Here is a 15057-nt window from a genome sequence, read left to right as displayed (position 1 = left end):
ACTCTCGCCACGAATCGCGGCCAATTTATGGCCGCGATACGGACTCAATGTGATCAGAGTTTGTTAACGTTAGGTCAATCTGCCGTGACAGTGTTTGAACTTCTTGCCTGAACTGCAGGGGCAGGGATCGTTCCGCGACGGGTTGCCCCAGGTTGACGGGTCTGTCTCATCAAACCCTGGCAGTGCATCGCCAGACGCAGCGGCTTCGGCTTTGGCTTCGGCCTGATCGGCGGCTTTGTCCACCGCCTGTTGCGCCTGAGCCTGCTGTGCGGCCATCTGGGCAAGCATCTCTTTCTGCTCTTCCTCAGACAGAGGGCGCACGCGTGACAATTGCTGCGTGACGGTTTCGCGCAAGCTGTCCAGCATGCCTTCGAACAACTGGAAGCTTTCGTTTTTGTATTCGTTCAGCGGATCGCGCTGGGCATAACCGCGAAAACCGACAACCGAACGCAGATGTTCCAGCGTCAGCAAATGCTCGCGCCATTTGCTGTCGATGGTTTGCAGCAATACCTGTTTTTCGATGTTGCGCATGTTTTCCGGACCAAAGGCGACAGCTTTTTGCGCCATCATTTCATCCGCGGTCTTGATCAGGCGCTCGCGCACCTGTTCGTCGTCCACGCCTTCTTCAGCGGCCCAGTTCTGAACCGGCGCGTCGACGGTCAGCTTGTCTTTGATCGCTTCATGCAGCCCGTCTGTATCCCACTGATCCGCATAGGACTTTGGCGGCATATATTCGTCGATCAGGTCATCGATCACCTGTTCGCGCATATCCGAGACGATCTCGGACAGGTCATTGGCCGACATGATTTCGCGGCGTTGGCTAAAGATCACCTTACGCTGGTCGTTCATCACGTCGTCGAACTTGAGAACGTTCTTGCGCATGTCAAAGTTGCGGCCCTCGACCTTGGATTGCGCGCGTTCCAACGACTTGTTCACCCAAGGGTGGATGATTGCCTCGCCTTCTTTCATGCCTAGCGTCGTCAGAACCTTGTCCAGACGTTCCGAGCCAAAGATACGCATCAAATCGTCTTCAAGGCTCAGGTAGAACACAGTGCGGCCCGGATCACCCTGACGGCCCGAACGACCACGCAGCTGGTTGTCGATGCGGCGGCTTTCGTGGCGTTCAGACGCCATGACGTACAGGCCGCCCGCCGCCAGAACCTTTTCTTTTTCCTCAGCGTGGCGCGCTTCTTCTGCGGCCCGCAGTTCGGATGGATCAGCCTCGGGGTTTTCGGCCAGTGCCTTCAGCACTTTCATTTCGACATTGCCGCCGAGTTGAATGTCGGTACCACGACCAGCCATGTTTGTGGCAATTGTCACGGCACCCAAACGGCCTGCATCCGCAACGATTTGCGCCTCTTGCTCGTGCTGACGGGCGTTCAGAACATTGTGCTCGATGCCTTCTTTGGTCAGCATTTGGCTCAGTAGTTCAGATTTCTCAATGGACGTAGTGCCCAGCAAAACAGGCTGGCCTTTTTCCTGAGCCTTTTGGGTTTCGCTGATCATTGCACCGTATTTTTCCATTGCGGTGCGATAGACCTGATCGTCCTCGTCGATCCGGGCAATTGGCTTGTTGGTTGGAACCTCGACCACGCCCAGACCGTAGATTTCCTGAAATTCCTCAGCCTCGGTCAACGCGGTCCCGGTCATACCGCCCAGCTTGTCATACAGGCGGAAATAGTTCTGGAAGGTCACGCTGGCCAGCGTCACGTTTTCAGGTTGGATCTGCACACCTTCCTTGGCCTCAATCGCCTGGTGCAGACCTTCCGACAGGCGGCGGCCCGGCATCATGCGGCCAGTGAACTCGTCGATCAGAACAACGTTGCCGTCACGCACGATGTAGTCTTTGTCGCGTTGGAACAACTTGTGTGCGCGAAGGCCCTGATTGACGTGGTGCACGACTGTCGTGCTTTCCGGGTCATACAAGGAATGGCCTTCTGGTATCAGCCCAGCCTCAAGCAGCTGAGCTTCCAGAAACTCGTTGCCCTCATCGGTGAAGGTCACATTGCGCGACTTTTCATCCAGCGTGAAATGATCATCGCTGAGCGTTGGAATCAGCGCGTCAATCGCGGTGTACAGATCCGAACGGTCCTGTGCAGGTCCCGAGATGATCAGCGGCGTCCGCGCTTCGTCGATCAGGATCGAGTCGACTTCGTCCACAATCGCGAAGTTGTGGTATTTCTGATAAACCTGTTCCAGATCTGCCTTCATATTGTCGCGCAGATAATCGAAACCCAGCTCGTTATTGGTGGCGTAGGTGATGTCGCACTTGTAAGCGGCCATCTTTTCTGCATCGGGCTGACCCGACCAGATCACGCCTGTGGTCATGCCCACAGCGGCAAATACTTTGCCCATCCATTCTGAGTCGCGCTTGGCCAGGTATTCGTTCACCGTGACAACATGCACGCCCTTGCCGGTCAGTGCGTTCAGATAGGCAGGGAAAGTTGCAACCAGTGTCTTACCTTCACCCGTCTTCATTTCCGAGATGTTGCCCTGATGCAGGAAGATGCCGCCCATCAACTGCACGTCGAAGCCGCGCAGGCCCAAAGCACGCTTGGCCCCTTCGCGCACGTTTGCAAAGGCTTCCGGCAGCAGATCATCCAGGCTTTCGCCATCCAGAGCGCGTTTGCGCAGTTCTTCGGTCTTGTCGATCAGGCCCTGATCCGACAGTTTTTCGAACTCTGGCTCCAATGCGTTGATCTTTTCGATCAGGGGGCGGGTCGCCTTGATCTTGCGGTCGTTCGGTGTTCCGAACACCTTTTTGGCGAGCGTTCCGAGTCCCAGCATGTTCACTCCAGCGGATCTGTTCTTGTCTTGGTTTCGACAGGCTTGCCCACCTTGCGCGCAACCCATAGATACGGGGGGTGAAAGGCGGCCCTGTCCAAGGCTTCAAAGCGATGTAAGCGGCAGGTTCCAGAGTGTCAACGCTGCGCCCTGTCGCGGCAAGGAAATAGGATGATTCAATGCCCAAAGGCCTCACTTTTCTGCCATCGCTGGCTCTGACTGCCATGATGGCGCTGCCGCTGGCCGCCGAAACCAAGCCCGACGCGTCCACAGTTTTGGCACGTGTGAATGGCGACGAAATCACACTTGGTCACTTGATTGCGACCGTTGCTGCGCTGCCTCAGCAGTACCTGCAGGCTGAAGATGATGTTCTGTTCGACTTTGTGCTGGAGCAGATGATTCAACAACAACTGCTGGGCCAGCAGCAGGAAGATCTGACCACCGAAAACACCCTGCGGTTGGAAAATGAAAAACGCTCGTTGCGTGCAGTACAGACTGTCACTGCGTTGACGGAAGCTGCGGTGACGGATGAGGCCATTCAGGCGGCCTATGATGCGCAGTTCAAAGATTTCGCAGGCGAAGATGAATTTGACGCCAGCCATATTCTGGTCGAGACCGAGGAAAAAGCAAAAGAGCTTAAGACGCAGTTGGATGATGGTGCCGACTTTGCCGAACTTGCACGCGAGAACTCGACCGGCCCGTCCGGCCCAAACGGAGGTGCGCTGGGCTGGTTCGGCAAAGGCCAGATGGTACCCGAATTCGAAGGCGCTGTGATCGCGTTGGAAAAAGGGCAGATCTCGGACCCGGTTCAGACCCAATTTGGCTGGCATCTGGTCAAGCTGAACGACAAGCGCAAGACCGAAGCGCCTGAATTAGACGTTGTGCGCGAAGAGCTTGTTCAGACGATCCAGCAAGAAGTCATTCAGGCCCGCATTGATGAACTGACGCAGCAGGCCCAGATCGAGCGTCCCGCATTGGAAGGCGCAGGCCCCGAGATCATGCGCCAACTGGATCTGATTCAGGAGTAAAGACCCGTGGCCAAGATCACCAAGGTTTCGCCGCTGGCCCCAGCGTCTTTCCCCGATTTGCCCGCGATTGACGGTGTGCGTTTCGCAACTGTCGAGGCCGGCGTGCGTTATCAGGGCCGTACCGACGTCATGCTGGCGGTTCTGGACCCAGGCACTTCGGTGGCCGGGGTCTTTACCCGCTCGGCCACACGGGCTGCGCCGGTGCTGGATTGTCAGGACAAGATCGGTGGGTCCAGCGAAGGGCCTGCGGCGATCCTGGTGAACTCGGGCAATGCCAATGCCTTTACAGGTCACTATGGCCAGACCTCGGTGGCCGAAGTGACACAAGCCGTGTCCAAGGCCACTGGCGTTCCGGTAGAACGTGTCTTTACCTCGTCCACCGGCGTGATCGGCGAACCGCTGCCGCATGACCGTATTGTATCGCAGCTTGAGACGTTAAAATCCGGCCTGAGCCGCCATGCCATCGAGGATGCGGCGCGTGCCATCATGACCACCGACACCTTCCCCAAGGGCGCATCAGCACAGGTCGAGATTGACGGAAAAACAGTCTCTATTGCAGGGATTGCGAAGGGGTCCGGCATGATCGCGCCCGATATGGCGACGATGCTGGTCTATATCTTCACCGACGCACAGGTCGAGCAATCGGCGCTGCAGTCCATGCTGAGCGCGCAGACTGACCGGACCTTCAACTGCATTACCGTAGACAGCGATACGTCGACCTCGGACAGCCTGTTGCTTTGCGCCACCGGGGCATCTGGCGTGGACGCCACTGGCAATTCCACCTTTGCCGAGGCTTTGGAAACCGTGATGCTGGACCTCGCGCAACAGGTCGTGCGTGACGGGGAAGGGGCCACGAAATTCGTAGAAATTCGTGTGACCGGAGCCGCCACGGACGCTGACGCCAAAACCCACGGGCTGGCCATCGCCAACTCTCCGCTGGTCAAAACCGCCATCGCGGGTGAGGACCCGAACTGGGGTCGTATCGTCATGGCAATTGGCAAATCTGGCGCGGCGGCGGATCGTGACCTGCTGAGCATCTCGTTCGGCGACATTCTTGTGGCGGAAAAAGGTTGGGTCAACCCTGACTACCGTGAGGAGGATGCGGCCGAATATATGAAGGGTCAGGACCTTGTGATCGCGGTCGATCTGGGGCTGGGCGAGGGCGCATCCACCGTCTGGACCTGCGACCTGACCCATGGATATATCGAGATCAACGCGGATTATCGTTCATGAAGACAGTGTTAGTGTCTGCCGTTGCCCTGATCGACATCGAGGGGCGCGTCCTGCTGGCCCAACGTCCCGAGGGCAAATCCATGGCCGGTCTGTGGGAATTCCCCGGCGGAAAAATCGAACCCGGCGAAACCCCCGAAGCCGCGCTGATCCGCGAATTGCATGAGGAACTGGGCATCGACACCTGGGCCTCGTGCCTCGCGCCGTTGACCTTCGCCAGCCACAGCTATGACGATTTCCACTTGCTGATGCCTCTGTTTGCGTGCCGCAAATGGGAGGGAATACCGCAGTCGAAAGAAGGGCAGGCGCTGAAATGGGTGCGCGCGAACGATCTGCGGAACTACCCGATGCCTGCGGCGGATGTGCCATTGATCCCGATATTGCGGGATTGGTTGTAGGTTCGAGCAGCGTTTTTGTACCTAAGAAGCGTATCCGACTTAGACCTAACTTAGTTTATTTTATGATCTGTCCTGATCGCAACGATCGCGCGGGCCAGGATCATTCATATTGTATAATCACCGCTTCGAAATCGCCTCGGCTGATCACCTCTGTGTGATGGCCTTTCCCGTGTTTGTCTTCCATGTGCCACACGTCGCCTGGCCTGATTTCCCGAGCTTCACCATCGCTTGCGGTAACTTTCACCGCGCCTTTCAAGCAGATGAGTCTTTGTTTGACAGGTGTAGGATGAATTGGCTCGTTCCACCCCGCCCTCAACCTGAGAAATAGAACTTGTCGGGCGGGCTCTGGTTCCGAAATCTCGATCTCTCGGGCCGGTGGGGCAAAGCTGCGTTCGTTCAGAATCACGGGCACATCTTCCCAATGGCTTTCGCCTTTGTGATCAGAGAAAAGTTTGAAAAAATGCACAAGTCGATCCCTTCAAATTTGGTCATTGCTGATCACATGATAGGAGAAAATCCGTCCTGCAGATCAAGAGATCAAACCTGATTTTCCTGCCAAAAACCGCCAACCGCCAATGAATTCTGACAGGTTGCACAGCTTGTACAGCTCGAAACACCGTCCATCCAACCCTGTTACAATTCGTAAGAATTGAGAAAACATCAGGCAAAACTTGACGTTGATCTTTCCTGCGTCCCTTATCGGGACATCGGCATTCGGGGCGTGTTCCTGATCTGTCGTTTCCGGCTCGGAGGAGGGGCCGGATGGGGAGGAGAAAAAGATTGGCTCAGATGCAGTCGGGCGCTGAGGGGTTAAGCTCCCTTCCGGCGCTGTTACACCGCAACGTGACCCAGTTCGGGGATGCCCCGGCCTATCGGGAAAAAGAATTCGGGATCTGGCAATGCTGGACCTGGGCGGAAGCCGCCAAGGAAATCCGCGCGATTGCGCTTGGGTTTCTGGAATTGGGCGTTGAGAAAGGCGACCATATCGCCGTCATAGGCCGCAACCGTCCCGCGCATTACTGGTCGATGGTGGCTGCGCAGATGGTCGGCGCAGTTCCGGTGCCCCTGTATCAGGACTCGGTCGCCGAAGAGATGGCCTATGTGCTGGAACACTGTGGTGCGAAATACGTCGTGTGCGGTGATCAAGAGCAGGTCGACAAGGTCATCGAAATTCAGGAAAACCTGCATCAGGTCAAACACATCCTCTATACCGACAAGCGTGGAATGCGGAAGTATGACCATTCCCAGATGAACGCGCTTGAGGACATCATGGCCGAGGGCAGTGCAGGCCACGCGCGTTTTGATGCGGAACTGGACAAGCGCATCGCTGCGATCACTTACGACGATACCTGCGTGATGCTGTATACCTCGGGCACCACGGGCAAACCCAAGGGTGTGGTGCTTTCGAACCGTAACGTTATCGAGAGCGCCAAGAACTCAGCCGAGTTTGATCATCTGACGCGGAACGAAGACATTCTCTCTTACCTGCCGATGGCCTGGGTTGGGGATTTCATTTTCTCGATTGGTCAGGCCTATTGGTGCGGTTTCTGCGTGAATTGCCCCGAAAGCGCCGACACGATGATGACAGACCTGCGCGAGATCGGGCCGACCTATTTCTTCGCACCGCCGCGCGTGTTCGAAACGCAGCTGACCAATGTGATGATCCGGATGGAGGATGCGGGCAAGCTGAAGCAGCGCATGTTCCACCACTTCATGGCGCACGCCAAGAAGGTCGGAGGATTGCTGCTGGACGGCAAACCGGTGGGCTTTGGCGATAAGCTGAAATACGCGTTGGGCAATATGCTGGTCTACGGCCCGCTCAAGGATACGTTGGGCTATGGCCGTTTTCGCGTCGGCTATACCGCGGGTGAGGCGATTGGGCCGGAAATCTTTGATTTCTACCGCTCTTTGGGCATCAACCTGAAACAGCTTTACGGTCAGACCGAGGCAACCGTCTTCATCACCGTGCAGCCCGATGGTGAAGTGCGCGCCGACACAGTTGGGGTTCCCGCACCGGATGTGGAGCTGAAGATCGACGACAAGGGTGAGATTCACTATCGCTCACCCGGAGTTTTTGTTGAGTACTATAACAACCCGGATTCGACGGCTTCGACAAAGGATGCCGAGGGGTGGGTGGCCACCGGGGATGCGGGGTTCATTGAGGAGACCTCGGGTCACTTGCGGATCATCGACCGGGCAAAGGATGTGGGCAAAATGGCCGATGGGTCGATGTTTGCGCCGAAATATGTCGAGAACAAGCTGAAGTTCTATCCCGATATCCTTGAGGTCGTGCTGTTCGGAAACGGCAAGGATCGCTGTGTCGCCTTTATCAATATCGACCTGACGGCTGTGGGGAACTGGGCCGAGCGTAACAACGTGGCCTATGCGTCATATCAGGAACTGGCGGGTCATCCCCGCGTGTTAGAGACGATTCGCGGCCATGTGGAAGAGGTCAACAAATCGGTCGCGGCAGATGAAATGCTGTCGGGCTGTCAGGTCCATCGCTTTGTGGTTCTGCACAAGGAACTGGATGCCGATGATGGCGAGATGACCCGGACCCGCAAAGTGCGCCGCGGCTTTGTCGAGGACAAGTTCCACGACATCATTGCCGCGCTATATGACGGGTCCGAGAGCGTTTCGACCACCACCGAAGTGACCTATGAGGATGGCCGCAAGGGCTCGATTTCTGCAACTCTGGAGATCGTAGACGCACCGGTTGTGCCGGTCGCGCAGCACAAGGTTGCGGCGGAATGAGCGCCGCTCGACCTGCCGCCCATCTTCTCGTTTTCGTGTCAGGGAGTAACTGATGCTGGATAATTCAGAAGGATATGTCACCGAAGACGGCCGCCAGATTGGCGGTGTGGTGATGGAAATGAAGAACATCACGCTGCGTTTTGGTGGTGTGGTGGCGATCAAGGATATCTCGTTCGACATTCGCGAAGGTGAGATCCGTGCGATCATTGGGCCGAACGGGGCGGGTAAGTCCTCGATGCTGAACGTGATCTCGGGCTTTTATGTGCCGCAAGAGGGGGAGGTCTGGTTCCACGGATCAAAGCGCCCACCAATGCGGCCTTATGAGGTTGCGCAACAAGGCATCGCACGGACGTTCCAGAACATTGCTCTGTTCGAAGGAATGAGCGTTCTGGACAACGTCATGACCGGGCGGTTGAGCTTTATGAAAACCAACATGTTTCAGCAGGCGTGGTGGAAGGGCAAGGCCGAGGCGGAAGAGACGGAGAACCGTGAGGCGGTCGAGAAGATTATCGATTTCCTTGAGATTCAGCACATCCGCAAAACGCCCGTGTCCCGCCTGCCTTATGGTTTGAAAAAACGCGTCGAACTGGCGCGAGCGCTGGCGGCGGAACCCAAGCTGCTGCTGCTGGATGAACCCATGGCAGGCATGAACGTTGAAGAGAAAGAGGACATGAGCCGCTTTATCCTCGACGTGAATGATGAGTTTGGCACAACGATTGCTCTGATCGAACATGACATGGGCGTGGTGATGGACCTGAGCGACCGGGTGGTTGTGATGGATTACGGCAAGAAGATCGGGGACGGCACACCTGATGAGGTGCGCAACAATCAAGAGGTCATCGACGCCTATCTGGGGGTCAGCCATGATTGATATCCAGACAGATATTTGGGGAGGCGCAGATGCCTGAACAACTCGTATTTGCGATGGAGGTCATCCTCAACGGTCTCATGGCCGGGGTGCTCTATGCTCTGGTCGCGCTGGGCTTTGTGCTGATCTACAAGGCTTCGGGGATTTTCAATTATGCGCAGGGGGTTATGGCCCTGTTCGCAGCGATGACGCTGGTTGGGATAATGAAAGGTCAGGTGCCCTTTGCACATCTGATCAACGCGATTTTCGGCACTCATATTCATTACTTCGGCTGGAACGTGCCTGCGCTGGTGGCGATCATTCTTACAATGGCGGTTATGGTGCTGTTGGCCTGGGCGGTGCAACGCTTCGTGATGCGTCATCTGGTCGGACAAGAGCCGATCATCCTGTTCATGGCGACCATCGGTCTGGCCTATTTCCTTGAAGGCGTGGCCGACCTGATGTGGGGGTCCGAGATCAAGACTCTGGATGTGGGCCTGCCGCAGGGCATCAACCTGTGGATCGACGAGACGACCTTTAACATCTTCGATTACGGCTTCTTCATCGACAATCTGGACATCGTTGCGACGGTCATCGCAGCACTGTTGGTGGCAGCACTGGTCGCGTTTAGCCAGTACACAAAGCAAGGCCGCGCGATGCGCGCGGTGGCGGATGACCATCAGGCGGCGCTGTCGGTGGGCATTTCTCTGAACTTTATCTGGATCATGGTTTGGTCGGTGGCGGGCTTCGTCGCACTGGTCGCAGGGATCATGTGGGGCACCAAATCAGGCGTTCAGTTCTCGCTGTCTTTGATCGCGCTCAAGGCGCTGCCGGTGCTGATGCTGGGTGGGTTTACCTCGATCCCCGGCGCCATTGTGGGCGGGCTGATCATCGGTGTGGGCGAGAAGCTCTTTGAATTCGCGCTTGGCCCCGCCTTGGGCGGCGCGACCGAGAACTGGTTTGCCTATGTTCTTGCACTGATCTTCCTGGTGTTTCGACCGCAAGGTCTGTTCGGCGAGAAGATCATTGAGAGGGTGTAGTGCATGACCAAGCTGATCGCCATCATCAACGTGATCGCATGGGCAGGGTTCTGGGCCTTCGGGTATATCGCCCTGACTTCGGATGATCTGACCGAAGGCCAGCTGACCATCGCCGCGATTCTGGCCTTTGCGGGCCTGATCATGGGGGTTCTGGCCTACTTGAAACTGGTGCGCTCCTCAGAGGCGAGCGGATACGCCAAAGGGTCCAACCAGCTGGACGCCGCGACCCGGAACAGGGCGCAGGAAGAATGGGGAAAGTAAGACATGTTCTATCGTGAGGCCGGGGATTTCAAAACCTCGTACATTGATGACAGCCAGACCTTCCCGATCAAGTTCGACCGGTACCGGTATTACGTCGTCCTGGCGGTGGCATTTGGGATCATTCCCTTCATCATCAACGACTATTGGGCGAACGCACTGCTGCTGCCGTTCCTGATCTATGCGATTGCCGCGATCGGGTTGAACATTTTGGTGGGCTATTGCGGGCAGGTCAGTTTGGGCACCGGTGGTTTCATGGCGGTCGGGGCCTATGCCTGCTACAAGCTGATGACCGCTTTCCCCGATGTCAGCATGTTCATCCACGTGATCCTCGCTGGGGGCATCACAGCCATTGTGGGCGTCTTGTTTGGCCTGCCCTCACTGCGGATCAAAGGGTTTTATCTGGCCGTGGCCACGTTGGCGGCACAGTTCTTTCTGGTGTGGCTCTTCAACCGGGTGCCATGGTTCTACAACTATTCGGCATCAGGTCAGATCAACGCGCCCGAACGGGACGTGTTCGGCATCATCATCACCGGTCCGAATGCGCCAGCCTGGGCCACATACCTGTTCTGTCTGATCTTCCTGACAGTCTGCGCCATCATTGCGCGTAACCTGACCCGTGGAACAACAGGTCGGACCTGGATGGCGATCCGCGACATGGACATCGCAGCCGAAATCATTGGAGTGAACCCGCTCAAGGCCAAACTCACTGCATTTGCTGTCAGTTCGTTCTTTGTCGGCATCTCAGGTGCGCTGTTCTTTGCGGTTTACCTGGGTGCAGTCGAAGTGGGTGAGGTCTTTGGTATCCAGAAATCATTCCTGGTGCTCTTCATGGTGATTATTGGCGGGTTAGGCTCGATCTTTGGGTCATTCGCCGGGGCGGCCTTCCTGGTTTTGCTACCTGTGGTTCTAAAGCTGCTTGGTGTCGACCTGCTTGGCTGGCCGACAGATATCGTGGCGCACCTGAACCTCGTGATTGTGGGTGCACTGATCATCATGTTCCTGATCCTCGAACCACACGGGTTGGCCCAATTGTGGCGCGTTGCGAAAGAGAAACTCAGACTCTGGCCATTCCCGCACTAAGGGGCTGGCCCAAGGAAAAGACAGGCGGAAAGCCTGAAACACAACATCGGATCAATCAAGGGAGGAGACACCCGATGAACAAGAAACTGGCAACCCTGGCGCTGGGCGCCGTGATGGCCGCAGGTCCGGTCATGGCCGACCTTGTGTTCCCGTCGCTCAGCTACCGGACTGGCCCTTATGCTGCAGGCGGTATCCCGTTTGCTGACGGTTACGCCGACTATTTCACCCTGCTGAACGAACGCGATGGCGGCATCGGTGGCGTTCCTGCCCGCGTGCTGGAATGCGAAACCGGGTACAACACCGAAAAAGGTGTGGAATGCTATGAATCGACCAAAGGCGAAGGCGCGCTGGTGTATCAGCCGTTGTCGACCGGCATTACCTATCAGCTGATTCCCAAGGTGACCGCAGACGGCATTCCGCTGCACACGATGGGATATGGCCGAACCTCGGCGGCGAACGGTAAAGTGTTCAGCCACGTGTTCAACTATCCTGCCAACTACTGGAATGGCGCGTCAGGCGCGATCAACTATCTTCTGGAATCAAATGGCGGAGATCTGAGCGGCAAGAAGATTGCGCTGGTCTACCACAACTCGGCTTACGGCAAAGAGCCGATCCGCACGCTCGAGACACTGGCCGAAAAGCATGGCTATGACCTGACACTGCTTCCTGTTGACCACCCTGGTCAGGAACAAAAGTCGCAATGGCTGCAAATTCGTCGTGAAAAGCCTGACTTTGTCATCATGTGGGGCTGGGGTGTCATGAACCAAGTTGCGGTTCAGGAAGCTGCCAACATCCGCTTCCCGATGGAAAACTTCATCGGTGTATGGTGGTCCGGCGCTGAATTCGACGTGCAACCCGCAGGTGAAAAGGCCACCGGTTACAAGGCGCTGACCTTCACCGGGCTGGGTGACGATTACCCGGTTTATGACGATCTGCAGAAATACGTTGTCGATTCTGGCAAGGCTGCAGGTGCAGGCGATCAGCTGGGCACGGTGCAGTATAACCGTGGTCTTTATGCCGCGATGCTTGCCGCTGAAGCGGTGAAAACCGCGCAAGAGATGCACGGCACCGCAGATATCGACGCGTCGATGATGCGCGATGGCATGGAAGCGCTTGAAATCACCAACGCCAAGATGGAAGCGCTGGGCATGGCCGGGTTTGGACCTGAATTCGCGGTCTCGTGTGACAATCACGGAGGCCCGGGTCTTGTCGGTGTTGTCCAGTGGGATGCCGCCGCTGGAACATGGAACCCTGTTCAGGATTTCAAGCCAACTGACGTCGAGGTCATCAACGCGCTGATCGAGGAAGACTCGGCAGCCTATGCGGCCGAAAACAACATCTCGCAGCGCTGCGAGTAAGCAAATCCCGAGGCCCAGATCTTGTCTGGACCTCGTAACCCGTTCGGAGCGGCGGTTTTTCTGCCGCTCCTACAGAACAAGGCATGAGGACACGCGCTGATGCTGGATGCGGCAAATACCACTGACGTGCAGGCGGAAACCCTGCTTGAAGTCAACAATATCGAGGTGATCTACAATCACGTAATCCTCGTGCTGAAGGGCGTCAGCCTGACTGTGCCCAAAGGCGGTATCACAGCATTGCTGGGCGGCAATGGCGCAGGCAAGACGACAACCCTCAAGGCTGTGTCAAACCTGCTGCATTCGGAACGCGGAGAGGTCACGAAAGGGTCGATCAAGTATCGCGGTCAAAGCGTGCATGAAAGCGACCCGGCTGATCTGGTGGAAAAGGGCGTCATCCAGGTGATGGAAGGTCGCCACTGTTTTGAACACCTGACTGTTGAAGAAAACCTGCTGACGGGGGCCTATACCCGCAAAGATGGGTCTGCAGCGATCCAGCAGGATCTGGAACTGGTCTACAACTATTTCCCGCGTCTGAAAGAACGCCGCAAGTCACAAGCGGGCTATACCTCGGGCGGTGAACAGCAAATGGTTGCCATGGGTCGGGCCTTGATGTCGCGGCCTGAAACGATCCTGTTGGACGAGCCCTCGATGGGTCTTGCGCCGCAGCTGGTCGAAGAGATTTTTGGCATTGTGAAAGACCTCAATGAGAAAGAGGGTGTGTCTTTCCTGCTGGCTGAGCAGAACACCAACGTGGCTCTGCGGTTTGCGCATTACGGATACATTTTGGAATCCGGACGCGTGGTGATGGATGGCCCTGCTGCCGAGCTGCGCGAGAACCCGGATGTTAAAGAATTCTACCTCGGCATGTCAGATGAAGGCCGCAAAAGCTTCCGTGACGTGCGGTCTTACCGCCGTCGCAAGAGGTGGCTGTGAGCGGATGGAGGATATTGCGATGACCTATTTCGATTCACTCGAAACCCGTTCGGCAGACCAACGCGCCTCCGATCAGGCGGCAGCGCTTGTCGAACAGATCAAGCGCGTGTCATCCGCGCCCGGGTTCGCGGCGCATCTGACGGATTCAGACACTAATAAAGTGGTTTCGACCGAAGATTTGCCGCTTTTGCCGGTGTTGCGAAAGTCGGACCTGACCCGCGCGCAGGCAGAACGGCCGCCCTTCGGTGGGTTTACGGTGAAGCCCGCGCGGCATTTTCATCATGTATTCCAGTCGCCGGGCCCAATTTATGAACCGGGCAGCACGGATCACGACTGGTGGCGCATGGGGCGGTTCCTGAATGCTGCGGGTGTAGGCGCCGGTGATATTGTGCAGAACTGCTTTGGCTATCACCTGACCCCGGCGGGCATGATCTTTGAAAACGGTGCACGTGCAGTCGGGGCGGCGGTTCTGCCAGCTGGAACTGGTCAGACCGAGCTGCAGGTTACAGCCGCGCGGGACGTCGGTTGTACGGCCTACGCAGGAACGCCGGATTACCTGAAAATCATTCTGGACAAAGCCGATGAGATGGGCGTTTCGCTGAATTTCTCGAAAGCTGCTGTTGGCGGCGGGGCGCTGTTTCCGTCATTGCGTCAGGAATATGCGGATCGCGGAATTTCGTGCCTGCAATGTTATGCGACGGCGGATCTTGGTAACATCGCCTACGAAAGCGCAGCAATGGAAGGGATGATCATCGACGAACATGTGATCGTCGAGATTGTGACCCCCGGAACTGGTATTCCGGTCGCCCCGGGTGAAGTGGGCGAGGTTGTTGTGACCTCTTTGAACCCTGATTACCCGCTCATCCGCTTTGCGACAGGGGATCTGTCGGCGGTGATGCCGGGGGTTTCGCCTTGTGGCCGCACCAACACGAGGATCAAGGGCTGGATGGGCCGCGCGGACCAGACCACCAAGATCAAAGGTATGTTCGTGCGCCCGGAACAGGTGGCAGCACTGGTCGACAAACATGACGAGATTGTCAAAGCCCGCGTCATCGCGATGCGTCAAGGCGAGATGGACACGATGACCGTACAAATCGAAAGCGCAGGCGGGGATAACCCGGCCTATGCCAAGTCGGTGGCCGAAGTGCTGAAGCTGAAAGGCGCGATCGAGGTTGTAGCCCCGGGCTCACTTCCCAAAGACGGTTTGGTCATCGAGGATCAAAGGGTCTACGAATAGCTGCAAAAAACACGTCTGCGGCGTTAAATGCCGCAGATTTGTTGCCGGGCGCACTGGTGTTTCCGAGCTTTTTGGTCGATTAAAGGCGGACCTTTCGCCTTTGCCAG

Annotated in this window: 13 protein-coding genes; 11 read left to right on the top strand and 2 right to left on the bottom strand. The window is 56.7% G+C overall.

Annotated elements, in window-relative coordinates; genetic code table 11:
• Positions 1 to 69 precede the first annotated feature (69 nt).
• The gene (gene secA, locus GOV90_RS08245; RefSeq protein WP_171092919.1) at positions 70 to 2787 is read right to left on the bottom strand and encodes a preprotein translocase subunit SecA; all 2718 of its coding nucleotides are present in this window, start codon (positions 2785 to 2787) and stop codon (positions 70 to 72) included.
• 176 nt (positions 2788 to 2963) lie between these two features.
• Here secA and GOV90_RS08240 point away from each other — a divergent pair, with 176 nt between their 5' ends.
• Genes GOV90_RS08240 through mutT form a run of 3 tightly spaced genes read left to right on the top strand, consistent with a single transcriptional unit; the run spans position 2964 to position 5440 of the window.
• Positions 2964 to 3812 (top strand): peptidylprolyl isomerase, encoded by an 849-nt coding sequence (locus GOV90_RS08240; RefSeq protein WP_171092921.1) that lies wholly within the window; start codon positions 2964 to 2966, stop codon positions 3810 to 3812.
• A 6-nt stretch (positions 3813 to 3818) separates the two neighbouring features.
• Positions 3819 to 5045: a bifunctional glutamate N-acetyltransferase/amino-acid acetyltransferase ArgJ gene (gene argJ / locus GOV90_RS08235; RefSeq protein WP_171092922.1), complete on the top strand. Its 1227-nt coding sequence runs from the start codon at positions 3819 to 3821 to the stop codon at positions 5043 to 5045.
• Positions 5042 to 5440: an 8-oxo-dGTP diphosphatase MutT gene (mutT, locus tag GOV90_RS08230; protein ID WP_170334201.1), complete on the top strand. Its 399-nt coding sequence runs from the start codon at positions 5042 to 5044 to the stop codon at positions 5438 to 5440. Before argJ ends, mutT begins: the two co-directional genes overlap by 4 nt.
• 100 nt (positions 5441 to 5540) lie before the next feature.
• Here mutT and GOV90_RS08225 read toward each other — a convergent pair whose 3' ends face one another.
• Positions 5541 to 5906, bottom strand: a complete 366-nt coding sequence (locus tag GOV90_RS08225; RefSeq protein ID WP_171092925.1) for a cupin — start codon at positions 5904 to 5906, stop codon at positions 5541 to 5543.
• Positions 5907 to 6229: 323 nt separating this feature from the next.
• Between GOV90_RS08225 and GOV90_RS08220 the strand changes: the two genes are divergently transcribed.
• From GOV90_RS08220 to GOV90_RS08185, 8 genes are all read left to right on the top strand, one after another.
• Positions 6230 to 8194 (top strand): AMP-binding protein, encoded by a 1965-nt coding sequence (locus GOV90_RS08220; RefSeq protein WP_171093354.1) that lies wholly within the window; start codon positions 6230 to 6232, stop codon positions 8192 to 8194.
• Positions 8195 to 8246: 52 nt separating this feature from the next.
• Complete coding sequence (locus GOV90_RS08215; RefSeq protein WP_171092927.1) at positions 8247 to 9065, top strand: ABC transporter ATP-binding protein; 819 nt, start codon at positions 8247 to 8249, stop codon at positions 9063 to 9065.
• A gap of 29 nt (positions 9066 to 9094) precedes the next feature.
• On the top strand, positions 9095 to 10081 hold the full coding sequence (locus GOV90_RS08210) for a branched-chain amino acid ABC transporter permease (RefSeq protein ID WP_171092928.1): 987 nt from the start codon (positions 9095 to 9097) through the stop codon (positions 10079 to 10081).
• A gap of 3 nt (positions 10082 to 10084) precedes the next feature.
• Positions 10085 to 10342: a hypothetical protein gene (locus GOV90_RS08205; protein WP_171092930.1), complete on the top strand. Its 258-nt coding sequence runs from the start codon at positions 10085 to 10087 to the stop codon at positions 10340 to 10342.
• A gap of 3 nt (positions 10343 to 10345) precedes the next feature.
• Complete coding sequence (locus GOV90_RS08200) at positions 10346 to 11422, top strand: branched-chain amino acid ABC transporter permease (RefSeq protein WP_171092932.1); 1077 nt, start codon at positions 10346 to 10348, stop codon at positions 11420 to 11422.
• Positions 11423 to 11496: 74 nt separating this feature from the next.
• Positions 11497 to 12780: an ABC transporter substrate-binding protein gene (locus GOV90_RS08195; RefSeq protein WP_171092935.1), complete on the top strand. Its 1284-nt coding sequence runs from the start codon at positions 11497 to 11499 to the stop codon at positions 12778 to 12780.
• Positions 12781 to 12879: 99 nt separating this feature from the next.
• The gene (locus tag GOV90_RS08190; RefSeq protein WP_171092937.1) at positions 12880 to 13713 is read left to right on the top strand and encodes an ABC transporter ATP-binding protein; all 834 of its coding nucleotides are present in this window, start codon (positions 12880 to 12882) and stop codon (positions 13711 to 13713) included.
• A gap of 19 nt (positions 13714 to 13732) precedes the next feature.
• Positions 13733 to 14950, top strand: a complete 1218-nt coding sequence (locus GOV90_RS08185) for a phenylacetate--CoA ligase family protein (RefSeq protein WP_171092938.1) — start codon at positions 13733 to 13735, stop codon at positions 14948 to 14950.
• Positions 14951 to 15057 lie beyond the last annotated feature (107 nt).

Origin of the sequence: Ruegeria sp. HKCCA5929, from assembly GCF_013034525.1 — a bacterium.
Lineage (GTDB): Bacteria > Pseudomonadota > Alphaproteobacteria > Rhodobacterales > Rhodobacteraceae > Ruegeria.
The sequence above is the reverse complement of the archived record's forward strand: the minus strand, read 5'-3'. Positions and strand labels throughout refer to the sequence as shown.